The following is a 24,221-nucleotide window of genomic DNA, read 5'->3' as shown; positions in this document are numbered from 1 at the left end:
TCCTCCCCACACCCCGTTCCGTGGCCGTAACGCTGCCATTACAGCGTTGCCATGGCCATGGTTTCGACGTCTGGTGATGACGTCGTGACCTGGGCCGGGATCAGGGCTCCGGTCAGGAGGTCTTGACCGTGATCGAGCCGTCCTTGATACCCGCCTCGGCCTTCTTCAGCGCGGCCTGCAGGTCGGCGTTGTTCTTGAACGCCGGGTTCGAGTCGGCGAGGCCGACACCGCCGGTGGCGAGGCTGGCACGGACGACGCCGGTCGCGGGCTTGCCGTCCGCCACCGACTTCGCGAGGTTGTAGACCGCCCCGGCGACGTCCTTGGTGGCCGAAGTCAGGATGTAGTCCTTGTACTTGGCCAGCGCGTCCTGCTTGTACTGGTCGGAGTCGACGCCGATGGCCCACACCTTGTGCGAGGCGGCGGACTGGATGACACCCTGACCCGACAGGCCCGCGGCGGCGTAGATCACGTCGGCGCCCGCCTCGATCTGACCCTCGGCCGCGTCCTTGCCCTTGTCGGGGCTGGAGAAGCCACCCTCCTGGGGCGTCTGGGTCAGGTACTGCTTCTCGATCTTTATCTTCGGGTTGACCGACTGGGCACCCTGGACGTAACCGGCCTCGAACTTGTGGATCAGCGGGATGTCCACGCCGCCGACGAAGCCGATGTGGTTCTTCTTGGTGGCCTTCGCCGCCGCGACACCCGCGAGGTAGGAAGCCTGCTCCTCGTGGAAGACCATGTCGGCGACGTTCGCGGCCTTGTCCTGCTCGTCGTCGATGATGCCGAAGGTGATCTTCGGGTACTTCGCCGCGACCTCCTTGACGGCCGGCGCGTACACGAAGCCGACGCCGATCACCGGGTTGTAGCCGGACTTGGCGAGCTGCTCCAGGCGCTGGACCTTGTCGGCGTCGGACTCGCCGTCCTGCGGCTCGATGTCCCGGCCGCCGATCTTGAGGTCGGTCTCGGCCTTCTGGAAACCGGCGTACGCGGCGTCGTTGAAGGACTGGTCGCCCTTGCCGCCGATGTCGTACGCAAGGCCGATGCCCTTGGTCTTGGCCGAGCCGCCGCTCGAGGCTTCGGTGGACGAGCCGCCACAGGCGGAGAGAGCAACGGCGAGGGATGCGGTCGCAACGCCCGCAACCGCGATTCGGGACACCCGGCGCATGAACGTGACTCCTTTGTGCAGGCGCCCAAACCAGGCGCTGATTCCGCCGCAGCGTAACGCGCGTAGACAGAGCAGAGAACCCACGTCGCCAGAGTGTTATCCGACCGTTTTGAACCCTCGGCGAACAATCTCCGAACACCTAGGGCGCACCTGGGGCTTCCACTCGGCAAAGGCGCCCGGACCCCGGGCGCGGTGTCCACGCGGTGTCGACACACCTTCGACGCGGCATCGACGTATGCGATGCCATATACGAGACCATGGTACTTTGCGGGATTCTGACCAGGTTTGATCTTTTCGCCGGGATCATCGTCGTGCCAGAACGACCCCGCGAGAACGCATGAACGCATGAACGCATGAACGCATGAATCCTGAACGCGTGAATGAGGGAGCCCCCGGCCCGTACATCGGGCCGGGGGCTCCCTCATCGGTGATCAGTGACGCCAGGTCGGTGATCAGTGACGACGGGCGCGACTCACTGGGTCGTCTTGACGGTGACCTTGCCGTCGATGATGTCCTGCTTGGCCTTGTCGACCGCCGCGACCACGTCCGTCAGGGCCTTGTACTTCGGGTTGGAGTCGGCGAAGCCGACGCCGCCCGACTTGAGGTCACCACGCACGACGCCGCTCAGCGGCTTGCCGTCGACGACGGACTTGGCCAGGTCGTACACCGCGCCGCCGACGTTCTTCAAGGCCGAGCCGAGGATCCAGTCCTTGTACTTGGCCAGCGAGCTCTGCGCGTACTGGTCGGAGTCGACACCGATGGCCCACACCTTCTTGGACGCGGCCTCGGAGATCACGCCCTGACCGGACAGGCCGGCCGCGTGGTAGAGCACGTCGGCGCCCTTTTCGATCTGGCCGGCCGCCGCGTCCTTGCCCTTGTCGGGGCTCGAGAAGCCACCCTCCTGGGGCGTCTGCGTCAGGTACTGCGACTCGATCTTGATGCTCGGGTTGACCGACTTCGCGCCCTGGTCGAAGCCCGCCTCGAACTTGTGGATCAGCGGGATGTCCACGCCGCCGATGAAGCCGATGTGGTTCTTCTTGGTGGCCTTCGCCGCCGCGACACCCGCGAGGTAGGAGGACTGCTCCTCGTGGAAGACGAGGTCGGCGATGTTCGCGGCCTTGTCCTGCTCGTCGTCGATGATGCCGAAGGTCACCTTCGGGTACTTCGCCGCGACCTCCTTGACGGCCGGCGCGTACACGAAGCCGACGCCGATCACCGGGTTGTAGCCGGACTTGGCGAGCTGCTCCAGGCGCTGCACCTTGTCGGCGTCGGACTCGCCGTCCTGCGGCTCGATGTCCCGGCCGCCGATCTTGAACTCGGTCTCGGCCTTCTGGAAACCGGCGTACGCGGCGTCGTTGAAGGACTGGTCACCCTTGCCGCCGATGTCGTACGCGAGACCGATGCCCTTCCCGGTGTAACCCGACGAGCTCTTCTTGGAGTCGCTGCTCGTGTCGGTGCTCGACTTGCCACAACCGACCGCCGCGAGGGCGATGACCGAGACGGCCACCGCTGCTTGGGAGAACCTGGTCCTCCGAGACATCAGACGCACAGCAAGCACCCTTCATCCCCACGGCCGTCGCCGGTCCGCTTCCCCAACACGCCGCCGACGCAGCGATTTCGGCGCACAGTAACGCGCGTAGAAGGGGAGGGGAACGGTGTTTCTCCGGGCCGTTATCGAACCGTGCCGCCACCGGGTTACGTTTGCACGCCACCCGTTACGGCGGGGTGACGCAAGCGGACAAAGAGGTGCCGATCGGGGCATCGGCGGACCGGCGGACCGGGTACCCCTACGTCACTTGTGCGCCATCTCCGAGTGAGCGTCTCGTGTTCGGGGGACCGCGTCCAGACCCTGTCCGGCGGATCGCGCCGGACAGGCCCTGGACCTACAGGCCTGGCAGGCCCTAGCGGATCGCGTCCAGCAGGGCCGCCGCGGTGAAGAGCTCGACTCCGACCGTGATGGCCGACTCGTCGGCGTCGAAGTCGCCGCGATGGAGGTCACGGGTGGTGCGCTCGCCCGGCGTACGGACGCCGAGGCGCGCCATGGCACCGGGCACGTGCTCCAGGTACCAGGAGAAGTCCTCGCCGCCGAGGCTCTGCTCGGTGTCCTCGACGGAGTGCGTGCCGCGCCGCGAGGTCATGGCGTCATGGAGGAGCTCCGTGACCGCCGGGTCGTTGACGACCGGCGGGACGCCCCGGATGTAGTTGATCTCGGACTTGGCGCGGTACAGGTTCGCGATCTCGTCGATGGCCGCGTGCACCAGGTCGGGCGCCTGCCGCCAGGCCTCGAGGTCGAGGCAGCGGACGGTCCCGGACAGCTCGGCGTGCTGCGGGATGACGTTGCAGGCGTGCCCGGACTCGACGCGTCCCCAGGTCACCGCGAGCCCGCTGCGGGCGTCCACCCGCCGGGCGACGAGCGACGGCACGTCGGTGACGACGCGCGCGGCGGCGGTGACGAGGTCGGTGGTGAGATGGGGACGCGCGGTGTGACCGCCGGCGCCGTCGAGTGAGACTTCCAGCCGGTCGCAGGCGGAAGTGATGGGACCGTGGCGCAGTCCGATCCGTCCGGCGTCGACCTTCGGATCGCAGTGCACGCCGATGATCCGCCCCACGCCGTCCAGCACTCCGGACTCGATGGCGTCGGGCGCGCCCCCGGGCAGGACCTCTTCGGCGGGCTGGAAGATCAGCCGTACGGGATGCGGCAGGAGCCCCTGGCGATGCAGCTCGGCGAGGACGAGCCCGGCGCCGAGGACGACGGTCGTGTGCACGTCGTGGCCACAGGCGTGCGCGCGGCCGGGCACGGTCGAGCGGTAGGCGCAGTCACTCTTCGTGTCCGGGATGGGCAGCGCGTCGATGTCGGCGCGCAGGGCGAGCATGCCGCGTCCGCCGTCGACCACACGGTCCCGTGCGCGGTCGCGCGCCCCGCCCCCTTCGCCCTCCCCCGCACCTTCACCGGCGTCGATCCCGATGTCACAGATGAGCCCGGTTCCGATGTCGAGCACGCGGGGCTTGAGGCCCGCCTGCTCCAGGCGCGCCTTGAGTGCCGCGGTGGTGCGGAACTCCTGGTTGCCGAGCTCCGGGTGCATGTGCATGTCGCGCCGGAACGCGATCAGCTCGGCACGCAGGGCGTCGGGCAGGGTGCCGGGGAGCGCTGCTCCCCCGGGGACATCGGCCTCGTACTCTCGGGACATCAATTGGTTCACCCTTTGAAGGGTAGGGCGGCGGGGCGGCCAACTGACCCACGATCAACAAAACTTCAGCCCGTTAGGGGAAGAAACTTGGCCACGCGCCGCATAGATTTCCGGTGGGATGGGTATGCTCGCCCGTCTTTCCGGACGATGGGATCTTGAGCCAGACGGTATGCGCGCCCTGCCCGGACCGCATCCGGACCGAAGGCCGACGGTCGCGTCCGGGACGATGGCCGACTGCCATGTCCGCCACGATGGCCGACTGCGGTGACGGCCCGTGACCACGGGGTGACGCGGGCCCTTGATGCGGGCCACCGCCCCTCTCCAGATCCAGTCCGCCGGGGCTGCCGGCGAACTCCCATAGGGAAACGCTCGGGGTGTCCGAACCCATTCCCGTACCCTACGGTCCCACAGACCTGACCAAGATCATGCGCACGCATGCCCGAACACCACCCCCTGTCGACCCGGGCGCGAGGGGGCCGCCGGGGTCCGCGCCGGAGGGGCGTGGGGACGACCTGGGGCGCCTGGCCGGTCGACGGCGTCGGACAGCCGTACTGCCGACCATGAGGATCTTGATCGCGCCGGCGTCTTCGCCGTTTCCTACGGGGTCAGACATCAAGATCCCCGCGTATATCCAGCTCCGCCCAGACGGTCTTGCCGACGGTGAGTTTCTCCACGGACCAGCGGTTCGCCAGTGCGCGGACGATGAGGAGGCCTCGGCCGAACTGGTCATCCGCGACGGGCGTGGGCGGATACGGAAGCCGCTCACCTCTCGGGTCGGTCACGGCGACGCGCAGGGCGTTGCCCGTCAGCGACGTCTCGACGCGGAACAGGCGGTCCCGTAAGCACCCGTGGAGCAGGGCGTTCGTGCACAACTCGCTCGCCAGCAGCGCCGCGTCACCGGCGACGTCGGGGTGGCCCCAGTCGACGGCGAGTTGGGCGACGCGTCTGCGGGCGCGGGGGATGTTGCCCGGGTAGGGGGTGTAGTCCACGGAGTCGTAGCGGTCGTCGCCCTTGCGGAAGCGAGGGGGAGGACAGGAGTTGGTCACGGGGTGCGTCTCCTTGCGCGAGGGCGGGCGCCAGGTGGGGTGGCTCTGCCGCGCGGTGCCCGTTCGGGAGCACGGTGCACTTCCGCCGCCTGGTGTCATTGAGTAACCGTCCGGACACCGAAGGTAGCGTTATTCCCGAGGGCCATCAACTATGAGGCCATAAATTTCTACTCGAACTTGCTTGCTCACAGTGCGCCGACGGCACAGACTGTGACCAACTCGGCTGGAGGGAACGCGAGATGGCAGGCAGAAGCCCTGATCGCGGAGTGTCCGTGTCGACCGTGCTGGCACGACGACTGGGCGGCGAGCTGTTGCGTATGCGCGAGGCACACGGGTTGCGTCAGGCACACGCGGCCGAGGCGCTGTCGGCGTCGGTGGCCAAGGTCGCCAAGATGGAGCGTGGGTTGGTGCCGATCCGCGACCCGGACATCCGTGCGTTGTGCCATCTGTACGGCGAGACCGGCGAGCCGGCGATCGGGAGGCTGCTGACCCTGGCCCGCACGGATCGCGAGAGACGCAAGGCCCACGGCTGGTGGAACCAGTACCCACAGCTTCCCGCCATGGTGGAGTACGTCGCCCTGGAGGACATCGCCACCAGCATCCGAACCTGGCAACTCGCCTTCATCCCTGGCCTGTTGCAGACCCCCGACTATGCGCGGGCGGTGGCCGTCGGAGCCGGTTCGTGGGAGGACCCGAGCGAGATCGAGCCATTCGTCGAGGCGAGGCTGGCCCGTCAGGCGCGACTGCGGTCGGAACGACCTCTAGAACTCTGGGTCGTGCTCCACGAGGGGGCGCTGCGCCAACTCGTGGGCGGTCGCGAGGTGATGAGGGAACAACTGGGGCAACTGCTCGACTTGGCCGACATGGATACGGTGAAGGTGCAGGTGGTCCCCTGGCTGGCGGGGGCGAACCCGGGCATGACCGGGTCGTTCAGCGTCGTCTCGTTTGCCGAGCTTGGCGCGCTGGACGTCGTACATATGGACGTACCGTCTTCTACGCTCTGGTTGGAAAGCGAGGAGGATGCCGCCCGGCACGGCCGGATCTTCGACCGCATCGCGCGGATCGGGCTGGCGGAACGCAACGCCCTCGACCTCATCGAAGCCATTCGCAAGGAGATGTAGCCCCGGTGGCCGATTTCGTGTTCGTCAAGTCCAGCTACAGCGGCGGCGATGCCGGCCAGGAGTGCGTCGAAGTCGCCCGCAACATACCCGGCACCGTCGCCGTCCGTGACTCGAAGGACGTGGACGGGTCCCTAGTCGTGGTCGCTTCGTCCACCTGGGCGGCGTTCGCGGTGTACGTGGGGCAGCGAACGGGCCGAGCGCTTCACTGACCGGCGTCCGGCCCGTAGTCCGCGCGCGGATACCCGAGTCGTTGGGAGACGAGGGTGAGCCAGCCGCTGGGGCTGTAGGGAGCCGGCGGGTCGACCTCCATGCCCAGTTCGGCGACGGCCAGGGCGTAGTCGGGCTCGTCCAGGTCCAGGGCGAGGAGTTCGGACAGTTCGCCGACCAGGCGGGCGACAAGCTGGGGGTGGGTACCGGCCGCGTAGTCGCCGACGGCGGCGTCGTGGTCGTCGAACTCGTCCGGCATGTCCTGGGAGAACCAGCCGCCGAGGAACTGGGCGAGTTCGGGGAAACGGGCGCGCCATTCCCAGTGGGTGACGGGGGTGGCCGGGGGCGGGGCGTCGCCGGTCTCGACGCTGTGCTTGATGTGGTCGGCGAGGCAGGTCAGCCACTGCTCGATGTCCGACTCGGGCAGCCCGACGTCCGGGATCGCGTAGAACTCGCCGAGGCGCAGGCGGAGTCGGCCCGGCGGGTTGCGGGCGTACTCCCGCAGCTGGGTCTCCGCCGTGGCCAGTGCCCAGGGACGGGTGTGCCAGGTGTGGCGGAGGTAGGCGGTCAGGGCCTGGCTGGGCTTGTCCGGGGTGTCGTCGGCGGGCTGCCCGGCGTAGGCGCGGATCACCTGGTCCAGTTCGCCGTGGCGACGGTCGTGTTCGAGGGGGCTCAGGGGCACGGTGATCAGCCTCTACTGGTCTCTACGGGGCTCTACGGGGCTCTACGGAGCTCTACAGATAGACGGGGAAGGTGGTCTGGACGACGAAGCCATGGGGGCGGGTCGCGTCGCGCCTGAGCACCACGCGGGCCGCGCGTACGTCGACGGGCTCACGGCCCGCCAGCATCATCGCCTGGATCAGCACCCGGCCGACCGGCTCGGTGCGCGAGGGCCACGACGCCTCGATCGTCAGACGGGGACGGGTGGCCTGGGCGAGCCAGCGGTGGATCAGCTGCTCATTCGCGGTGACGACCTGCTGGGTGGCCCATTGGGCGGTTTCGCGGTCGGGGTAGGTGGCGGAACGGGTACGCATGGTGTGCCGATTGTCCCTCGTCGTGAATTTACCTGGGTTCCCACATCGGTGAGTGGAACTCTCTCATGTGCTCGCTGCAGAGGCGGGCGAAGAGGGGGAGGAAGTCGGTGAATTCGTCGCTACCCGAACCGCCGTGCATTCCAGCCTCGCAGAAGAATCTGTCCAATTGATCCTCGGTGTGGAAAATCGCCAGAGCTTCGTGGCATTCGGCGACAGCAGCCGGAAGATTCCACGGGCATCCAGGGTGCGTCTCGTCGATGTACATGCGGATGCCCTCCTCCGTGCTCGCGTCCTGCATGTCGTCACTTACGGCCGCACCATCCTGCCCGAAATAGAGGGGCAGGATACTACTCAGACGCGGGAAGCGCATGATCAGTTCTCGAGCGGTTACCGGGGTATTGCTGATTGCTTCCATGTCCAGCGGGGAAGCCCACTGTTCCACATAGTCGGCGATTTCCCGAAAAATGGCAGCCGTACGTTCCATGGGGTACCCCATGGGAAAATTCTTCAAGGCGTGGTGCGAGCCATCTGGATGGGTTTCAAACAAATCGGCGGCAGTTCGGAGTTGCGCTCCGATCTCGTACCGGTTCCTACCGCCGTCCATTTCCGAGTTCCAAATTCCACGAACTACAGGAAAGAGCTCCTTCTTCCACTCCGAAGCGTCGTCCGGAATATTATCTTGATAGCGCCCGTAGAGCTTGAGAAGGTTTCTTGCTCCTTCGAGGTGAAAATACTCAATTACATCCTGGCGTGTAATTGCCATTCTGGGCACCCGTCTCCGCTTGACCGGCATGGACGTCATGACGGTGAACTTCATCATCGCCTGAATCAGCGCCCTGTCGACCGGCTCGGTGCGCGAGGGCCACGACGCCTCGATCGTCAGACGGGGCTGGCCTGGGCGAGCCAGCGGTGGACGAGCTGCTCATTGGCGGTGCCGACCTGCTGGGTGGCCCATTGGGCGGTTTCGCGGTCAGGGTAGGTGGCGGTGCTCTGTTGGCGGTCGGCCTTGTCATCGCCCTGAGACTCCATGCAACTCGGCGAGGTGTTCATTTCCCTTCCGGACGATCTCCAGCAGAACATTGCGAGACACCCAAGGGATGCTCTGCGAAAGTGTCGAGCGCAGAACGTCCGGATCCGGAAAGAGGAGCAGGTCTTCTTGTGCCTGCGCTATGAGAGCCGTTGCCCTGCTCGCGCATTCTCCGGGGTGCATGCTGTCGAACCCGGCCCACAAACACTCGTCGAGTGTTTCGAACTCGTCGGTCTCCACCCAGTATTTGAAGTCGATCACTTCCGGAAACGCGAGGGAGACCTCCCAGGGAGCCATGGGAAGCTCTCCGTAGCCGGGCACAATCTCACTGTCGAGTTTGCGGATGGCCGAGGCGGCGTCCGACAGATACTCCTCCACCGGACGACCGCCGGCCGCGAGGCTCAGCCTCTCCTCAAAACCTGCCGGAAGTCGGGTTCGCAAGGAGCTCACGAACACCTCTGCGACAAGATCCACCGTGGCCGCGGCAGTGGCCAGCGGCAGCACCCAGGAGGCACCCTGCGCACGCTGCATGCTCCAGCAGAGGCGAGCAATCTCGTGCTCGAAGTCCTCGTCCTCCGAGGTGTTCGCGCGAAGGGACAGGTCGAGCAACCGCGTAACAAATCCGTTGTTGAACACTGCCCCGATGTATGTGGTCAACGCCGGCGACACCTTTCTTGCTTCCTCTTGAACGCTCACGGGCCAGGCAGTGTCGGCTCACGGCGTCATGGGCATGGAGGCGAGGACCACGAACTTCGGTTCCACGGCTTGTTTGTAGCGCAGCACTACTCGTCAAATGGGGTTGAACGACCAGAAGACACCGACCTCTTCCGGCGAGACGACGACGAATCCGAAGTCGCCGTCGTACTGAGTGAGAGACAGCCACCCGTCGACTCCGCCGGTGAGATCAGGCGACGGAGTCGCGCGCGCACGGGTGATGTTGCTGTAGCAGGAGATCTGCTCCCCGTACCGGCTCAACAAGGTCCGGGCATCGGCATACGCGTCCGCTGCCGCGTCCTCGTCCTCGTCCTCGTCCTGGGGGACCGGGCCCCAGTCGTAGGTCATCGTCACCAGCAGGCGCTCGGCCGTCGCCGGCGTGACGGGGAACAGCCGCTCTTCCAGGTGCTCGCGGGAGGGCGGGCGGAAGGGGAAGGACGGACCGGCCGTCGCCCGCTCCTCCTTGTCCGTCTCCCAGTCGAGGACGTTCCAGCCGCGCGGGTCGTCCACTTCGTGGTTCATCACGGCCAGCACATCGTCCCGCCAGTCGGAGTGGGCCCTCGGGCCGGTCGCCGCGAACGCGTAGACGTCGTCGAGCAGGCGCACGGAAGCTTCCTCCCATGCGGTTCGGTTCACCGTTTCCATTCTCGTTCCAGATCTCATTCTTCCCGACGGAATTGGTCAGCGCGCCGGCATGGAAGTCATGACGACGAAGGGGGGATCGAGGCTGGGATCGTACTTCAGGCGGGTATCGATGTTCTTCACCTCCAGGGGCTTGGCGTCCATACCACCTTGCTTGAAACCGGTCATCGGATCGTTCGGGTCGTACGGTTGCTTCGTGACGCTCGTACCCGTGACTTCTCCGTTGGGTCCCGGACCGACCAGCTTCTTCACTTCCCCGTCCTGGGGCGGTGGCGGCCCGTCAAGCCATGCTTTGATGTCGCCGGAGTACTGGTCGATGTTGTACTGCGTGTACCGCTGCGCGCTCTCCAGGTTGTCGAAGCTGGAGGCCGCACTGACCTTGGGCTTACCGTGCGGCCATGCGTCAGTGGCGGGATCACCCTGGTCACGAAGACGTTGGGCGAGTTGCTCGGAGGTCTTCCCGACGTGCTTGTCCAGGGTATGGCCGTCGTTCAACCATTCGCTGCTGGCCAGGTCAATCTTGTAGACGCCGTTCTTGGTGTCCTCCGGATTGGTCCACGGGTGCTCTTTCTTGAATTCGTCGAGCGCCCTCACACCGAAAGCCTCGGCGCGTGCCTCTTCCGCGGAATATCTGGGAACGCTGCGCTCCGCCTCTTCCAGCGCATGCTTGAGTTCGATCAAGTTGCCGGCAAGGGTGTGGATTTCTCGGTTGTACATGTCGACGGCATGGTTGAGGCGACCCGTGTCGATGTTCGAGACGAACTCCAGGGCCAGCTCAGGAAGTTTGAGGGCCAGTTCCAGAGCGGCCTCGATGCTCTTCGCGACAAAGGTCTTCTCAGCCGCGTGCTTGTAGACATCGGTGATCGTGGACCTGATCTTCGTCACTTCCGCACTCAGCGCGTCGCACGCCGTCGCGACGTCGCGTGCGGTGTCCTGGAGGACATCCAAGGCGGGGCGCTGGCCGTCCTCCTGGTTCCACCGGTAACGGCCGTTGTGACTCGCTTTGCCCCAGGCCGTACTCCCCCAGATCGCAGAACAGAACTGCTTCATCGCGCTCTGCCACTCGTCGTGTCCCGGCGCGGGGTTGGTGAGATACGCGATGGCGTCGTCGAAGGTGTCCGCGGACGTCTTGGCGTCCTTGGCCGCCGTCCGCCACGCCAGCGCGATCTTGGGAAGGTCGATGTCGTCGCCGCCCGGCGTGATGTCGGCGACCTTCCCGTGCCGCAGCGCGTACTCCAGGATCGGGCGCAGGACGTAGTCGCCGACCCGGCTCAGGCCCCCGGCGACGTCGTCGATGATCTCGTTGCCCCAGCCCGCCTCCGCAGGGGCGTTGCCCCAGCCGAGTTCGGCCACGGGTCCGCCCGCGCCGGCCTTCTTCAGGACGTCCGGGACTTTTTTCCTCACTACAACCGGGCTCAGCGGATTGGTCGCGTGCTCCGCCTGCGCGTAGTTGTTCGCCGTCACCGTGAGGCCCACCGCAGCGCCGCCGACACCCTCCGTCGCTCTGCTCCACACTTGCAAGAAGAGATCGGCGACTTCGGCGTACGCCTTCGCGAAGGCCTCAGGGCCGGTCCCACAGCCCGCCGCATGCGCGTACCCGTCCAGGGTGTCGACGAGACTCTTGGCCCGGTCCGCGAAGTCGTACTGGGCGTTCCGCAGTACGTACGACGCGTAGTACACGTGCTTCGGCTGGATGTCGAAGCCGACGGCGTTGCCCGGCGCGGCGGGCTTCATCGCCGCCAGTTCGTCGGAGCGTTGACGCCGCGCCGAGCCTGAGTCCTGCTGTGAAATGTTCTTGCCCTGGGGGTCCTTGAGAGAGCCGGGAGAGGGGGCAGGGGTCACACCCGAGCCGGACGACGGGGCGGGCAGCGCGCCGTTGCCCGTGGTGGCCGGGGGCGTGGTCGAGGGCGAGGGCGTTGCCATCAGGCGACTCCCCAGCCCCGCAGAACCGCCCGGTGCGCCGCCGCATAGTTGGCGTGGCCGGTGGTCACGTACTCGTGCAGCCACTTCTGGGCCGCCTGGAGGTCCTGCGCCGAGCGGTCCCACTCATCGAGCTTCTTCACGAAGACCTCGCGGGCCTCGCCCTTCCATGACAGGACAACGGGTTCGGCGCGGTCGTAAAGGTCGTCGAGCTTGCCGTTGAGCTGCTTGAGGATGTCTTCCAGTTCGCCGGCGAGGTCGTGGAGCGTGGCGAAGGAGACGGCTATGCGGTCGTCGTCGGTGGCCCCGGTCGACATGATCCCCCTAGGTGTCGGAAACGGCGGGGTGCGAAGCGAGTACTTGGCGGTTCTCTCGGAACGCCGGATTCAGAAGGAGTCGAGGCTGCTGCGCGCCGGTGACGACTCACCATTCGCCCCTGCCGCCGGACTCGGCGTGGAGAGTCTGCCTACCTCGCTGTCGACGTCCACCTGGATCCGCCGAATCTGTTCGAGCACGTCCAGGTCGCGCTCGGTGAAACCGTCGCGGCTGAGCCGTACGGCCCGCTCCAGCAGCTTCATCACTTCGCGGATGCGTACGGCGTCCTCGGTCGCCGCCCAGTGGAACTCGCGGTACGCCGTCGCCGCCGGGCCCCGCCAGCCCGCCTCGATGCGGTCGACGATCGCGTCCATGCGCTTGACCTGCTGGTCCAAGTGGTTCTGCATGTCGTCGAGGTCGTCAGCCAGCTTCGTCAGGTCCTGCCCTGACACCCTCAGGTCGGAGCCACCGCCTCCTTGTCCCCCGCCTGCTCCGTGCACTCTCATGCCGTACCTCCGCCCCCGTCACATCGGCATCGCACGTCACGTACGCCCAAGAATCTTACGAGGTTTCAGGTGGCGTCGAAGGACCAGAAGAGGCCGAGTTCGGTCCCGGAGACCGCGATCAGGCCGAGGTCCCAGTCGTACTGGGAGAGAGGGGTGCAGCCGGTGGTCGCCTCGTAGAAGTCCGGGGCGTCGGTTTGGCTGTCACTCCTCGATCTCGGGTACCCGGCGTTCGTGTGGAAGGACGTTTCCTCCGGAAAGCGGGAGAGGATCACCCGGGCCTTCCGCTCCAATTCCGGACGACGGGTCTCGAAGTCATTGCGGGCGCGTTCGCGCGGGACGTCCAGCCATGTGGTGGACAGCATGACCAGCAGTCTTTCCACCGATGTCCGGGGCACCGTCCGCAGTCCGCGCCGCCACGCGGCCGCGCCTTGTGGAACGGAGGGCGGCAGGACGAAGGGGAAGGACGGCTCCTCCAGCCGTTCCTCCTCGCCTTCGTCGACGTCGAGCCACCTCCAGGACCGGGGATCCGTCACCCCCCGGCGCATGACTGCCGCGACATCCCGCACCCAGTCCTGGTGGGCGCGGGGCCCCACCGACACGTACGAGTACCGCTGCTCGTACATGCTGAGCGCCTCGGCCCAGGCCCGAGCATCCGGCGTCGGCATCGCGGCTCCCTTTCGGCGGTCGGGTTCGGTGAGGGGACACCACCGACGATACGGCCGCCATCAGGTCGACCATGGTCACCAGGGTGCGGCGCAGCTTGCGCGGGGCCACGTCGGAGATGAACAGCGCGGTCCCCACGGCCAGCGGCACGGAGGGCGTCACCGCGACGGCGGCGATCAGCAGGGTGCCGGTGAGGACGGCCGCGATGCCGAACCGGTGGACGTCCGGCTGCCATGCGGCGGTGGTGAGGAAGGAGAAGCCGGTGGCCTTGAGTGCCTGACCGGCGATCAGGAGCAGGAAGAGGCCGACTCCCGCCATGACGGCGAGGACGACGACACCGGCGGCCGTCAGCTGGTACCTGAAGATGCGGTCACCGAGCCCACGGGCGGCGTACGGCCGCCGGGACGCGGGTCTGTCGGAGTCCGATCTGTCGGACTCCACATGTGCGGACGCCACGTGTGGTCCCCCCGCTGCGTAAGCGAAACAGGCGTGCGGCGACCGATTGGTGCCGTTCGGGGAGATTCAATGGCTGGATGGTGTCGGTCCAACGCGCGATCCAGGGATGGCCGACGAACAACACGTGTCCGTTCGGTGCAACCGGTGTGGAGAAGATTCGGGGTTCCTGTGTCCCGCCCGGAAGGGGCCGCCGCCGCGAACTCAGTCGTGGAGCCTCTCGATCCTTGCCAGGAGGAGTTCGAGATCCCGCGTGGCACGGATGCAGAAGTCCTGGTCCTCGTGCTTGAGGTCGGACAGGACACCCGGGTACCCCGGAGCGGCTCCGGAGAGTTCGTCCCGCACCCTCCGTGGCTCGAGGCGCCAGCTCTCGGCCGAGACGTCCGTGACCCACCCGACCTTTCCCTCGAACGTCTCGACGGTCGGCGGGATCGCCAGGCGTACCCGGTCCTGCGGGTCGGCGTAGCGCCAGACGACCAAGGGCGGACGGACGAGGCAATCCAGCGGATCCACCCCGGCCGAGATCCGGAACCACGCGATCGTTCCGTGGGCGCGCAGTGCCCGCAGCACCTCCGCCGAGCCGATCACGAGAACGGCCCGGCGCAGCCCGGAGACCTCGGCCTCAACCCCGGATCGATCGACTTCATCGGTCTCCCGCAGTGACTCGCCGGACGGTGCGCGGCTTCCCTACGCCGACGTCACCGCCGACAACCGGTGTACGTCCCGTGCCGTTCCCGTCACCCCGGACAGGAAACCCTGGGCGCGCGGAGAGGCGTTCTCCGTCAGCCAGGCCGGGTCGATGTCGCAGACGGCGACGCGGACCTCGGTGCCGGCCAGGGCCAGCGGCAGCGTGTGGACGACCGTGGAGGGGAAGCTGAGGATCGTGCGGCCGATGGGGCCGCGGCGGGCGATCAGTTCCAGGGGGAGATCGGGGCGGACGATCTCCAGGCCCGTCTCCGCGGCCAGCCGGTGGAGCTTTTCGACGCTCTCGCGGCGGTGGGCGAAGTAGCGGGTGGCGCCGTGGGACTTGGCGAGGGTGCGGACCGCCTGGAGATAGCGGTCCGGGTCGACCACACCCGTCTCGACGAGGGACGTGCCGACCAGGTCCGCGCCCTTGGTGAGGCGGGGCGGCCCGAAACGGGCCCGGGTCCAGGAGAAGTCGTTGGCGCTGACGCGCACACCGATCGGGGTCTCGTCGATCGGCATCGAGGAGAACACCTCGACCGTACGGCGCTCACTGGGCGTCAGCCGGCGCCTGGCCAAGGAGGACACCGGGGCGAAGAGCAGGTCGCGCGGGCCCGGGCGGCCACCCTTGCGGTGCCAGCGGACCAGTCGTTCGCCACGGGCGAGCTGGGCGACGAACTCCATCGTCGCCGTGCCGTCGTCGACCACGACCAGGTCGGGAGCGTGGGTGATGGTCAGGAGGAGTTGCACATAGCGGGAGAACGGGTCTCCCATGACGATGCGGCGGGCCCTGCGCAGCAGCGGGGCGAGGCCGCCGATGGTGTGGAAGGGCGCCGTGGTGCCACCGCGCGCCTCCTCCCAGCGGACCGAGTGGCCCTCGTCGCGGGCCAGTTCGGCCATGCGGCGCAGTTGGCCACGGGTCATCGGGTCGTTGGGGGACAGGACGACGAGGGTGAGCCCCGCGCCGGGCGCCGTGCCGTGGTGGGCGGAGGTGTGCGCCCATTCCAGCACGTTCAGGAGCTGTACCGGACTCTCGACGAAGGCGAGAGTGTGGGGGCCGGTGGATCCGGCGCGGGGGCTCATCGACGTACGACCGTCCTGTCGTGAGGAGTTGTCGTAGGGAGGTGGGAGGTAACGCGTGGGGGGTTCTGGAGGTCAGGACCTCAGACCGTGACCGGCTCGCCCGCGGCCGCGGCGATCTCGGCCTCGGCGACGACGCCGGTGACGCGGCGCAGCTTCTTCATGGGGCCGAGCTCGGACTCGTAGACCTTCTTGACGCCGTCGCCGAGGGAGGCCTCGATGGTGCGGATGTCGCGGACGAGGCGGGTGAGGCCCCCCGGCTCGACGGAGGCGGCCTGGTCGGAGCCCCACATCGCGCGGTCGAGGGTGATGTGGCGCTCGACGAAGGCGGCGCCCAGGGCGACCGCGGCCAGCGTGGTCTGCAGGCCCGTCTCGTGGCCGGAGTAGCCGATCGGGACGTTCGGGTACTCGGCCTGGAGGGTGTTGATGACGCGGAGGTTGAGCTCCTCGGCCTTCGCCGGGTACGTCGAGGTGGCGTGGCAGAGCAGGATGTTGTCGCTGCCCAGGACCTCGACCGCGTGGCGGATCTGCTTCGGGGTCGACATGCCCGTGGAGAGGATGACCGTGCGGCCGGTGGCGCGCAGGGCGCGCAGCAGCTCGTCGTCGGTGAGGGACGCGGAGGCGACCTTGTGGGCGGGGACGTCGAACTTCTCGAGGAAGGCGACGGCCTCGGTGTCCCACGGGGAGGCGAACCAGTCGATGTTCTTGCTCTTGGCGTACTCGTCGATCTGGCGGTACTCGTCCTCACCGAACTCCACGCGGTGGCGGTAGTCGATGTAGGTCATGCGGCCCCAGGGGGTGTCGCGCTCGATGTCCCACTGGTCGCGCGGGGTGCAGATCTCCGGGGTGCGCTTCTGGAACTTGACCGCGTCGCAGCCGGCCTCGGCGGCGGCGTCGATCAGCTTGAAGGCGTTCTCGAGCTCGCCGTTGTGGTTGATGCCGATCTCGCCGACGACGTAGACGGGGTGGCCGGGGCCGGCGGTCTTCGAACCGAACTGGCGCAGACGGGAGTTGGTGCTCATGGTGGAGAAGTTCCTTACTTGTCGAGGGAGTCGAGAGAAGGGCCGAGGATCCAGCTGGCGATCTCTCGGATCGCGCCGTCGCCGCCGGGGACGGTGGTGACCGCGCGTGCGGCGCCGCGCACGACGTCGTGGGCGCTCGCGACCGCCACGGGCCAGCCCACGAGGGCGAAGCACGGGAGGTCGTTGACGTCGTTGCCGACGTAGAGCACGCGCTCAGGCGCGATGCCCTGCTCCTCGCACCACTGCTTCAGTGCGAGGTCCTTGCGGTCGATGCCGTGCAGGACCGGAATCTTGAGCTTCCGGGCCCGGGCGGCGACCACCGGGTTCTGTTCCGTGGACAGGATCAGCATCGTCAGCCCGCTCTTGCGGAGGGCGGCGATACCGAGGCCGTCTCCGCGGTGCACGGAGACGAACTCCCGTCCGTCGGAGTCGATCAGCACCCTGTCGTCGGTCTGGGTGCCGTCGAAGTCGAGGACGACCGCGTCGATGTCCTCCGCGGTCGGAAGCGAACCGGCTCGGTTCGCGTCGAAGAGGGGGGCCAGCGCGCGGGCGCGGGCGAGGTCGTGCGGGTCGTCGATCTCCAGCACGCGGGCCGGGTCGGTGCGGACGAGCTCCGTGCGGCCGAAGAAGCGGTGCTGGTGCTCGCGCAGGCCCGCCGCGGCCATGGCGTAGGCCGCGCCGGTCTCCAGGAGGTCCTGGGGCCGGTCCTGGCGGCGGGGCCGGAAGGACTTGTCGTGGTTGACGCCGTTGCCGCCCTCGGTGGACTCGTCGGCGGCGTCGCGCCAGATGAAGCCGTGGAAGTCGGCCACCGTCAGCGCGGTGTCGGCGCCGTTCTCGACGACCGCCCCGGCGACCCCGTCGATGTCCTCCCGCGTGATGAACGGGCTGGTGCACTGGACGAGCAGGACCACGTCGACCGCGGATCCGTGCAGCGCCTCGTGGGCGTCCAGGGCGTGCAGGACGGCGGCCTCGGAGGTGGCGGTGTCACCGGCGATGGCGGCGGGGCGCAGTACGACCTCGGCGCCCGCCTCGCGGGCGGCGGCGGCGATCGCCTGGTCGTCGGTGGAGACCACGACGTCCGTGACGAGCCGCGTCGCCCGGCACTCGCGCACCGCGCGGGCCACCAGCGGCACTCCGCCGACCGGGAGGAGGTTCTTGGCGGGGACGCCCTTGGAGCCGCCGCGCGCGGGAATCACCGCGAGCACCCGGCGCACCGGCGCCGCGTGACCCGCTTCCGAGTTGGTCATGCGCTGTTCTCCTTGACGAGGGACACGGGGAAGGCTTGGGATCGGCGGAAGGCCCGAGCGATCGGCGGTGGTCACAGCTCCCCCATCCGCCGGATCACGGGGGCCACGCGCTGCACTCCGTGGCGGTAGGCGCCGCGGGCCGCCCGGCGGACGATCTGCCGTACGGGGCTGGGCTCCTTGTCGGCCGCGGGGGCGCCGGGCAGCGGGCTGCCGTCCGGGGCGAGGTGGTGGCGGGCGAGGATCCCGGGGAGGTACCCGGGGGCGGTGACGGGCGTGTAGTAGGGGGCGAGGGGCAGCAGTCCGGGGGCCGCCAGCAGGCCGGTGATCCGGGCGCGCGCCTCGTCGAAGGCCGTCTCGTACCGGCCGTCGGCGGCGACGCCCTGCCGGGCCACCCACACCGGGTCGGGGGCCGGCTCGTGTCCGGCGTCGAGCTGGTCCCAGGAGGCGAGGCAGCCGGAGCCCACGAAGTGGTGGTTGCCGAGCGCCTCGCGCACCCCGAGGTCGCTGAGGACGACGGTGGGGATGCGGCGGTGCAGGGACTCCAGGGCCGCCGTGGAGCTGATGGTGACCAGCAGGTCGGTGCGGTCGAGCACCTCGCCCATGTGGCCGTACACCAGCCGGAAGTTGGCGGGCAGATCGGTCTTCTGCGCCAGCTTCTGGTAGGGCAGCTCCTCGATGTGCGTGGTGTGCTCGCCCGGCTTGGAGCGCAGCTTCAGCAGCACCTCGCGGTCCGGGTGGAGGCGGGCGTGCTGGATCAGCCGGTTCAGCAGGTACGTACGGTCCTTGCGGTTCTCCGGGACCGAGGGCTGGGCGGCGAAGACGACCGTGTACGGGTCGTGCTTCTCGTAGGCGGCGCCCCCCAGGAAGGGCAGTGCCACCTCCGTCACCGAGGAGGCGTCGGCGCCCACTCCCTCGTACACGGCCCGGAACCGTTCCGCGTCCTGTCGGGAGTTCGCGAGGACGAGGTCCGCGCCGTGCCGCAGCAGCAGGCCGTCGGCGAGCTTCTCGTAGACGACGCCGACATAGCCGGTGACGACCACGGGCCGCTTGCTCCGCCCCTCCCAGACGTGGGCCAGCCCGTGCAGGATCGCCTGCACACCGCCGCCCACGAGGGCGATGACGAGGACGTCGTACGGTTCCCCTTCCATGGCGCGCAGGAATTCGACGGCGGTGACCTCGCGGAGGGAATCCGCGCGGACGCCGACTTCTTCGAGCTGGCGGGCGGTGGGGGTGGCTCGGCCACGCAGGAGATAACCGTCGAGCAGAATGTCCGATTCAGTCGGCGAAATGCGATTCGCGGTGAGCGAACCCCATTTCCACCGGGTGTCGGAATCCGCGAGAACGGCGACCCGCAGGGACTTCCTGGTACTTGCTGGCACGTCCAAGACGCTAGGAAGCCATTCCGAGTTGCGGCCCAACCTGAATGCAACAAACGGTTAACAGCACATCGACGAATGGCGAATCAGGCCGTGCTCCAGCCGGAAATCAGCTGGGTTCACGGCTTCGCCACGCGTCGTTCACCTGACATCTCACCAACGGTCAAGACGAATGCCGGGCTGCCGCCTAACGTCACGTGGGTGGTCAAGCTCTCCGTCATCGTGCCGTTCTACAACGTGCAGCAATATGCACCCGACACCTTGAAGAGCCTGCGTGCGAACGCACGTGAGGACTTCGAATTCGTTCTCGTGGACGACTGTTCGCGAGACGAGACTCCGGACATTCTCGCGCGCGCGGAGCGCGAGCTCCCGGGCGCGGTGTATGTCAGACACGAGAAGAACGGAGGACTGGCGACCGCGCGCAACACGGGCATCGACGCGGCGCACGGCGAATACCTCACGTTCCTCGACGGGGACGACTGGCTCGCCCCCGGCTATTACGAACAACTCGTTGCCTCCATCGAGCAGCTGGGCTGTGACTTCGTCCGTACGGACCATGTCCAGTGCACCGCGCGGGCCCGCACCATCCACAGGGTCCCGCACGGCCGGCGCGGAGTGGTGCTGAACCCCCGCGACGCGATACTGCCCGCCGACCGCTCCACCCCCGTCGACTACGCCTACGCCTGGGCGGGCATCTACCACCGCCGGCTGGTCGACCGGGGGCTGTTGCACTTCACCGACGGCCTGCGGACGGCCGAGGACCGGCCCTGGATCTGGAAACTGCACCGGGAGGCGGAATCCTTCGCCACGGTGGGGCTTCTCGGTGTGTTCTACCGACGTGGCGTGGCCTCCTCCCTCACCCAGATCGGGGACGTGCGTCAGCTCGACTTCATTCGCGCGTTCGACCAGGTGGTGGCGGAAACCGCGGCGGACCGCGACGCCGAAAAACTCCTGCCCAAGGCCGTGCGCACCTATTGCGCGATTATTTCCCATCATCTGGGATCCATCGAAAGGTTCGAGCCGGCAGTGGCACGGAAACTGAAGTCGATGAGCGCCGTCGCTCTGCGGAACATGCCGCAGGACGTGCTCGACGACGCCCTCGACTCGATGGACGTGCAGCGCGCCACGCGGCTGCGCCGGCTGCGCCGCCGTCCGGCTTCCACCACGGGGGTGGCCGCGTGACCACCCAGATCTTCATGGCGTCCACGCTGTACGGCACGGCCACGCTCGCCGCGGCCCTGGACAGCGATTGCTTCCGCCCCGCCGACCGGCGCATCCTGCTCGTCTCCAACAACGCGGCGACGCCCGAGACGACGCCCGGCCTCGACGAGATGCCCGGGTTCGAGCAGCTGCGCGGCCGCTTCGACGACGTGATCTCGTGGAACGAGACCATCTCCCCCTTCCACCCGGGCGGCTGGGCCCCTCGGCTCGACGACGTCCCCCTGTGGGAGCGGCACCTGCGGCTCGCCTGGAACCTCGGCGACGACGACATCGAGCTGGCCGTCGAGTCGATCCAGGTCAACCCGGCACTCGGCATCTCGCAGATCTTCATGGGCGCTCCCGTCACCGTGTACGCGGACGGCCTGATGAGCTACGGACCCACCCGCAACAAGATCGACCCGCTGGTCGGCACGCGCGTGACCCGCCTGCTCCATCTGGACCTCGTCCCCGGCCTCAAGCCGCTGCTCCTCACCGAATTCGGCGTCGAGCCGGAGATCGTGCCGACGGACGCGTTCTCGAAGGTGCTCGCCGAACTGGTCGACACCGGCGACGAGCTGCCCTTCGTCGACGAACCGGCCCTCCTGCTCGGCCAGTACCTCTCCGCGCTGGACATCCTCACCGCCGAGGAGGAGGAGAACCTCCACGTTCGGATGCTGAAGGGCGCCCTCGCGCTCGGCCACACGCGCGTGGTGTTCAAGCCGCACCCCTCGGCCCCGGCCCGCTGGTCGCGCCTGCTGGAGAAGGAGGCCGAGAAGCTCGGTGCCGACCTCACCGTGCTCGACACCCCGGTCCTCGCCGAGGTGCTCTACCAGCGGATGCACCCCGCCCTGGTGGTCGGCTGCTTCTCCACCGCGCTGCTCACCGCGTCGGCGCTGTACGGCCTGCCGGTCGCCCGCGTCGGCACCGGCCCCCTCCTCGACCGTCTCACGCCGTACGAGAACAGCAACCGCGTCCCCGTCACGATCGTGGACGCACTGCTGCCCGAACTGACGGACGAGTCGGCGGTCAACGAGCAGCGCCGGAGCATGGACGTGACGGCCCTGACGGACCTCGTCCGGGCCGTCGGCTTCGCGATGCAGCCGAAGATCTACCCGGACCTGCGCCCGGCCGCCGAGACCTACCTGACCAGGCATCTGAACCACCACACCCGGCGCTACTTCAAGCGCAAGCGCCTCACCTCGCTGGCGCTGCCCGGCGCGGTCCCGGCGCAGCTGGCGTTCATCCCGCGCAACGCCACCGTGCGCCGCGTGGCGCGCCGCGCGCGCTCGCTGAAGCGGGCGGTGGGTCGCTGATCCGGTTCCTGGGCCGGGCCGCGCGAACCGGCCCAGGAACCCGAAACGACGTGCGAGTGAACGCGTAGGGACCGTCGGGCGAATCGTCGGTCGGACGGCCAGGTAAACCTTATTGATCGGATTAGTGTGCTGTGGGTCCACTGAGTCCCGTTGAGGGGAAACCTGTGATCGACTCGCGCGAGGCCGTCCAAGTGGCCTCCACGGGCACCGTGGCCCGCACCGTCCTGCCGCCCACGGACGCAACGCCCCCCGCGATACCGGCCAAGCGCCGGGAGACGCGGCTGCGCGCACTGGACGGACTGCGGCTGGTCGCCGCGCTGATGGTGGCCGCGTACCACTACGGCGGACGCGACGGCGAGGTCGCGAAGGCCTGGGGCAGCTCGCCGCGCCACCAGTTCCCCGTGCTGCACGGGTACTTCGCGTACGGCTGCCTGGGCGTCCAGGTGTTCTTCGTGATCAGTGGCTTCGTCATCTGCATGAGCGGCTGGGGCCGCCCCCTGCGCTCGTTCTTCGCCTCCCGCGCCTCCCGGCTGCTGCCCGCGTACTGGGCCGCCATCATCCTGGTGACGGTGGTGTTCGCGCTGCCGATGGTCGCGTTCAAGACGGTCTCGCCGAGCGACACCCTGGTCAACTTCACGATGCTGCAGTATCCGCTCGGCGTCGACCGGGTGCTGGGCGTGTGCTGGACGCTGTGGGCGGAGGTCCGCTTCTACGCCCTCTTCGCGCTGTGCATCGTCCTGCCGGGCGCGAACCGCCGCCGCGTGATCATGTTCTGCGCCGGCTGGACGCTGGCCTACGTCATCGCGCAGGGCGCCAAGATGCCGCTGCTGGACATCGTCCTGATGCCCGAGTACGCGCCGTACTTCGTCGGCGGCGTCGGCCTCTACCTGGTGCACCGCGACCGCAAGGACGTGTACGCCTGGGGCATCGTGGCCGTGAGCTGGCTGATCGGCCAGCACTACGCGGTGCAGGGGCTGTGGCACGCCCCGCAGGCGGGCGGCTTCTCCTACCGCACCACCTACGGCATCGTCCTCGTCGTCACCTTCGGCTACGTCGCGGTCGCCGCGATCGCCCTGGGCTGGCTGCGCTGGGCCAACTGGCGCTGGCTGACGGTCGCGGGCGCGCTGACGTACCCCTTCTACCTCGTCCACGAGCACCTGGGCTGGGTCGTCATCAAGGCCCTCCACCAGGGGCTGCACATCCCGTCGTACGCCACGTTCCTGCTGACGGCGGCGAGCATGCTGCTCCTGGCCTGGCTGCTGAACCGGTACGTGGAGAACTGGCTGACGCCCCAACTGCGCACGGCGCTGGCGAAGCCCCGGCCGACCGTGGGGACGCCTCGGCCGTAGGGCCGGTCGTAGTCCTCGAACAGCTCCGCGCCCGCCGCGGCCGACCGAGGGAAGTCGGCCAACCCCCTGTTCCTCGGTGACGCCGCCTCTTCCTGATCCGCCCCGACGGTTACGTGGGGTGGACGGGCGACACGGCTTCGAGGCTGCCGGAGTGCGCGAGGCGCTTGGGCGTCCCAGGACCTGGCCGAGGAGCTGTCCTAGGCGCTGGCCAGGGTGAGCTTCACGGCGAAGCCCAGGAACAGGGCGCCCGCCGCGGTCGTGGCCCCCGCCGAGAGCCGCTTGCGCCGCCGGAAGGCCGCCGCCAGCTTCGTCCCGCTGAAGATCAGCGCGGTGAGGTACAGGAAGCTGGCGAGCTGGGCGAAGGCGCCCAGGACGACGAAGGAGAGGGCCGGGTAGGCGTAGCCCGGGTCCACGAACTGCACGAAGAAGGCGACGAAGAACAGGATCGCCTTCGGGTTGAACAGGCTGATCACCAGCGCCCGCCGGTAGGGCCGCTCCTCGGCGGCCGGCGCCGCGGCGGCCTCGCTCTCCTCGGCCCGCTCGTGCCGGGTGCGCCACATGCCCCACGCGGCGCGCAGCATCCCGACCGCCAGCCATGTCAGATATCCGGCCCCGGCGTACTTCACGATCCCGAACAGCACGGCGTTGGCCTGCAGCAGCGAGGCGACTCCGGCCGCGGACAGGGTCATCAGCACGGTGTCCCCGCACCAGACACCCGCGGCGGCCGTGTATCCCGTGCGTATGCCCTTGCGGGCGGCGACGGACAGCACGTACAGCGAGTTCGGACCGGGAAGCAGAACGATCAGCACGAGTCCCGCGAGATAGGTCGGGAGGTCGATAACACCAAGCATGAGGTGGAGTGTCGCACGAGAGTACGACACTCCACCTTCGGACGTCGGTGGTCAGTCGCCGTCGAGGAGGGTGTCGACGGAGAGGTCGAGCGTGACACCGA

Annotated in this window: 24 protein-coding genes and 2 pseudogenes; 6 read left to right on the top strand and 20 right to left on the bottom strand. The window is 68.2% G+C overall.

Annotation, left to right across the window (positions count from 1 at the left end):
* Positions 1–112 precede the first annotated feature (112 nt).
* From AAFF41_RS29460 to AAFF41_RS29445, 4 genes are all read right to left on the bottom strand, one after another.
* Positions 113–1,162: a BMP family lipoprotein gene (locus AAFF41_RS29460; RefSeq protein ID WP_319751519.1), complete on the bottom strand. Its 1,050-nt coding sequence runs from the start codon at positions 1,160–1,162 to the stop codon at positions 113–115.
* Between the two features lie 472 nt (positions 1,163–1,634).
* Positions 1,635–2,702 (bottom strand): BMP family lipoprotein, encoded by a 1,068-nt coding sequence (locus AAFF41_RS29455; RefSeq protein ID WP_075028633.1) that lies wholly within the window; start codon positions 2,700–2,702, stop codon positions 1,635–1,637.
* A 361-nt stretch (positions 2,703–3,063) separates the two neighbouring features.
* Positions 3,064–4,350, bottom strand: a complete 1,287-nt coding sequence (locus tag AAFF41_RS29450) for an amidohydrolase (protein WP_319751520.1) — start codon at positions 4,348–4,350, stop codon at positions 3,064–3,066.
* Between the two features lie 605 nt (positions 4,351–4,955).
* On the bottom strand, positions 4,956–5,396 hold the full coding sequence (locus AAFF41_RS29445; protein ID WP_343324890.1) for an ATP-binding protein: 441 nt from the start codon (positions 5,394–5,396) through the stop codon (positions 4,956–4,958).
* 239 nt (positions 5,397–5,635) lie between these two features.
* Between AAFF41_RS29445 and AAFF41_RS29440 the strand changes: the two genes are divergently transcribed.
* Together AAFF41_RS29440 and AAFF41_RS29435 are read left to right on the top strand one after the other, a co-directional pair.
* The gene (locus AAFF41_RS29440) at positions 5,636–6,517 is read left to right on the top strand and encodes a helix-turn-helix domain-containing protein (protein WP_181650235.1); all 882 of its coding nucleotides are present in this window, start codon (positions 5,636–5,638) and stop codon (positions 6,515–6,517) included.
* 5 nt (positions 6,518–6,522) lie between these two features.
* Positions 6,523–6,726 carry a DUF397 domain-containing protein gene (locus AAFF41_RS29435; RefSeq protein WP_319751522.1) on the top strand — a complete coding sequence of 68 codons (204 nt, stop codon included), beginning with the start codon at positions 6,523–6,525 and terminating at the stop codon, positions 6,724–6,726.
* Here the strand turns inward: AAFF41_RS29435 and AAFF41_RS29430 are convergent.
* The 10 genes and pseudogenes from AAFF41_RS29430 to AAFF41_RS29385 all read right to left on the bottom strand — a co-directional run bounded on the left by AAFF41_RS29430 (position 6,720) and on the right by AAFF41_RS29385 (position 13,547).
* A complete protein-coding gene (locus AAFF41_RS29430) occupies positions 6,720–7,406 on the bottom strand; it encodes a contact-dependent growth inhibition system immunity protein (RefSeq protein ID WP_343324889.1) in 687 nt (228 codons plus the stop codon). The genes AAFF41_RS29435 and AAFF41_RS29430 overlap by 7 nt on opposite strands.
* A 52-nt stretch (positions 7,407–7,458) precedes the next feature.
* Positions 7,459–7,764 (bottom strand): annotated as a pseudogene (locus AAFF41_RS29425) (RNase A-like domain-containing protein); the annotation flags it as partial.
* Between the two features lie 22 nt (positions 7,765–7,786).
* Positions 7,787–8,578 (bottom strand): hypothetical protein, encoded by a 792-nt coding sequence (locus AAFF41_RS29420; protein ID WP_343326499.1) that lies wholly within the window; start codon positions 8,576–8,578, stop codon positions 7,787–7,789.
* Positions 8,573–8,787 (bottom strand): annotated as a pseudogene (locus tag AAFF41_RS29415) (hypothetical protein); the annotation flags it as partial. The gene AAFF41_RS29420 and the pseudogene AAFF41_RS29415, both read right to left, overlap by 6 nt.
* On the bottom strand, positions 8,768–9,442 hold the full coding sequence (locus tag AAFF41_RS29410) for a hypothetical protein (RefSeq protein ID WP_343324888.1): 675 nt from the start codon (positions 9,440–9,442) through the stop codon (positions 8,768–8,770). The gene AAFF41_RS29410 and the pseudogene AAFF41_RS29415, both read right to left, overlap by 20 nt.
* Positions 9,443–9,574: 132 nt before the next feature.
* Complete coding sequence (locus AAFF41_RS29405; protein ID WP_343324887.1) at positions 9,575–10,135, bottom strand: hypothetical protein; 561 nt, start codon at positions 10,133–10,135, stop codon at positions 9,575–9,577.
* A 45-nt stretch (positions 10,136–10,180) separates the two neighbouring features.
* A complete protein-coding gene (locus tag AAFF41_RS29400; RefSeq protein ID WP_343324886.1) occupies positions 10,181–12,064 on the bottom strand; it encodes an RNase A-like domain-containing protein in 1,884 nt (627 codons plus the stop codon).
* The gene (locus tag AAFF41_RS29395) at positions 12,064–12,378 is read right to left on the bottom strand and encodes a WXG100 family type VII secretion target (RefSeq protein WP_319751529.1); all 315 of its coding nucleotides are present in this window, start codon (positions 12,376–12,378) and stop codon (positions 12,064–12,066) included. The genes AAFF41_RS29400 and AAFF41_RS29395 overlap by 1 nt, the downstream gene beginning before the upstream one ends.
* A gap of 69 nt (positions 12,379–12,447) precedes the next feature.
* Positions 12,448–12,882 (bottom strand): WXG100 family type VII secretion target, encoded by a 435-nt coding sequence (locus AAFF41_RS29390; RefSeq protein ID WP_343324885.1) that lies wholly within the window; start codon positions 12,880–12,882, stop codon positions 12,448–12,450.
* Positions 12,883–12,947: 65 nt separating this feature from the next.
* Positions 12,948–13,547 (bottom strand): hypothetical protein, encoded by a 600-nt coding sequence (locus AAFF41_RS29385; RefSeq protein WP_319751531.1) that lies wholly within the window; start codon positions 13,545–13,547, stop codon positions 12,948–12,950.
* Positions 13,548–13,630: 83 nt separating this feature from the next.
* Here AAFF41_RS29385 and AAFF41_RS29380 point away from each other — a divergent pair, with 83 nt between their 5' ends.
* Positions 13,631–13,825, top strand: a complete 195-nt coding sequence (locus AAFF41_RS29380) for a hypothetical protein (RefSeq protein ID WP_319751532.1) — start codon at positions 13,631–13,633, stop codon at positions 13,823–13,825.
* Positions 13,826–14,202: 377 nt separating this feature from the next.
* Here AAFF41_RS29380 and AAFF41_RS29375 read toward each other — a convergent pair whose 3' ends face one another.
* The 5 genes from AAFF41_RS29375 to AAFF41_RS29355 form a co-directional block, all read right to left on the bottom strand.
* Positions 14,203–14,586: a hypothetical protein gene (locus AAFF41_RS29375; RefSeq protein WP_343324884.1), complete on the bottom strand. Its 384-nt coding sequence runs from the start codon at positions 14,584–14,586 to the stop codon at positions 14,203–14,205.
* 99 nt (positions 14,587–14,685) lie between these two features.
* A complete protein-coding gene (locus tag AAFF41_RS29370; RefSeq protein WP_319751534.1) occupies positions 14,686–15,765 on the bottom strand; it encodes a hypothetical protein in 1,080 nt (359 codons plus the stop codon).
* Between the two features lie 80 nt (positions 15,766–15,845).
* The gene (locus AAFF41_RS29365; RefSeq protein ID WP_143655605.1) at positions 15,846–16,784 is read right to left on the bottom strand and encodes an N-acetylneuraminate synthase family protein; all 939 of its coding nucleotides are present in this window, start codon (positions 16,782–16,784) and stop codon (positions 15,846–15,848) included.
* Positions 16,785–16,798: 14 nt separating this feature from the next.
* The gene (locus AAFF41_RS29360; protein ID WP_319751536.1) at positions 16,799–18,031 is read right to left on the bottom strand and encodes an N-acylneuraminate cytidylyltransferase; all 1,233 of its coding nucleotides are present in this window, start codon (positions 18,029–18,031) and stop codon (positions 16,799–16,801) included.
* A gap of 71 nt (positions 18,032–18,102) precedes the next feature.
* Positions 18,103–19,410 (bottom strand): DUF6716 putative glycosyltransferase, encoded by a 1,308-nt coding sequence (locus AAFF41_RS29355; RefSeq protein ID WP_143602714.1) that lies wholly within the window; start codon positions 19,408–19,410, stop codon positions 18,103–18,105.
* 198 nt (positions 19,411–19,608) lie between these two features.
* On the opposite strand from AAFF41_RS29355, the gene AAFF41_RS29350 reads away from it, so the two are divergent.
* The 3 genes from AAFF41_RS29350 (at position 19,609) to AAFF41_RS29340 (ending at position 23,269) form a co-directional block, all read left to right on the top strand.
* A complete protein-coding gene (locus AAFF41_RS29350; RefSeq protein WP_319751537.1) occupies positions 19,609–20,589 on the top strand; it encodes a glycosyltransferase family 2 protein in 981 nt (326 codons plus the stop codon).
* A complete protein-coding gene (locus AAFF41_RS29345; RefSeq protein ID WP_319751538.1) occupies positions 20,586–21,920 on the top strand; it encodes an alpha-2,8-polysialyltransferase family protein in 1,335 nt (444 codons plus the stop codon). The genes AAFF41_RS29350 and AAFF41_RS29345 overlap by 4 nt, the downstream gene beginning before the upstream one ends.
* 224 nt (positions 21,921–22,144) lie before the next feature.
* Complete coding sequence (locus AAFF41_RS29340) at positions 22,145–23,269, top strand: acyltransferase family protein (protein WP_343326374.1); 1,125 nt, start codon at positions 22,145–22,147, stop codon at positions 23,267–23,269.
* A gap of 197 nt (positions 23,270–23,466) precedes the next feature.
* Here AAFF41_RS29340 and leuE read toward each other — a convergent pair whose 3' ends face one another.
* Positions 23,467–24,120, bottom strand: a complete 654-nt coding sequence (gene leuE / locus AAFF41_RS29335) for a leucine efflux protein LeuE (RefSeq protein WP_060901432.1) — start codon at positions 24,118–24,120, stop codon at positions 23,467–23,469.
* Between the last annotated feature and the right edge of the window lie 101 nt (positions 24,121–24,221).

Source organism: Streptomyces mirabilis, from assembly GCF_039503195.1.
GTDB lineage: Bacteria > Actinomycetota > Actinomycetes > Streptomycetales > Streptomycetaceae > Streptomyces > Streptomyces mirabilis_D.
Note: the sequence above shows the minus strand (reverse complement) of the source record. Positions and strands in the feature narration are given on the sequence as shown.

Coding starts and splice junctions, on each gene's coding strand:
- AAFF41_RS29460 (WP_319751519.1), bottom strand. CDS start 1,162: ATGCGCCGGGTGTCCCGAATCGCGGTTGCGGGCGTTGCGACCGCATCC.
- AAFF41_RS29455 (WP_075028633.1), bottom strand. CDS start 2,702: ATGTCTCGGAGGACCAGGTTCTCCCAAGCAGCGGTGGCCGTCTCGGTC.
- AAFF41_RS29450 (WP_319751520.1), bottom strand. CDS start 4,350: ATGTCCCGAGAGTACGAGGCCGATGTCCCCGGGGGAGCAGCGCTCCCC.
- AAFF41_RS29440 (WP_181650235.1), top strand. CDS start 5,636: ATGGCAGGCAGAAGCCCTGATCGCGGAGTGTCCGTGTCGACCGTGCTG.
- AAFF41_RS29420 (WP_343326499.1), bottom strand. CDS start 8,578: ATGATGAAGTTCACCGTCATGACGTCCATGCCGGTCAAGCGGAGACGG.
- AAFF41_RS29400 (WP_343324886.1), bottom strand. CDS start 12,064: ATGGCAACGCCCTCGCCCTCGACCACGCCCCCGGCCACCACGGGCAAC.
- AAFF41_RS29395 (WP_319751529.1), bottom strand. CDS start 12,378: ATGTCGACCGGGGCCACCGACGACGACCGCATAGCCGTCTCCTTCGCC.
- AAFF41_RS29390 (WP_343324885.1), bottom strand. CDS start 12,882: ATGAGAGTGCACGGAGCAGGCGGGGGACAAGGAGGCGGTGGCTCCGAC.
- AAFF41_RS29385 (WP_319751531.1), bottom strand. CDS start 13,547: ATGCCGACGCCGGATGCTCGGGCCTGGGCCGAGGCGCTCAGCATGTAC.
- AAFF41_RS29370 (WP_319751534.1), bottom strand. CDS start 15,765: ATGAGCCCCCGCGCCGGATCCACCGGCCCCCACACTCTCGCCTTCGTC.
- AAFF41_RS29365 (WP_143655605.1), bottom strand. CDS start 16,784: ATGAGCACCAACTCCCGTCTGCGCCAGTTCGGTTCGAAGACCGCCGGC.
- AAFF41_RS29360 (WP_319751536.1), bottom strand. CDS start 18,031: ATGACCAACTCGGAAGCGGGTCACGCGGCGCCGGTGCGCCGGGTGCTC.
- leuE (WP_060901432.1), bottom strand. CDS start 24,120: ATGCTTGGTGTTATCGACCTCCCGACCTATCTCGCGGGACTCGTGCTG.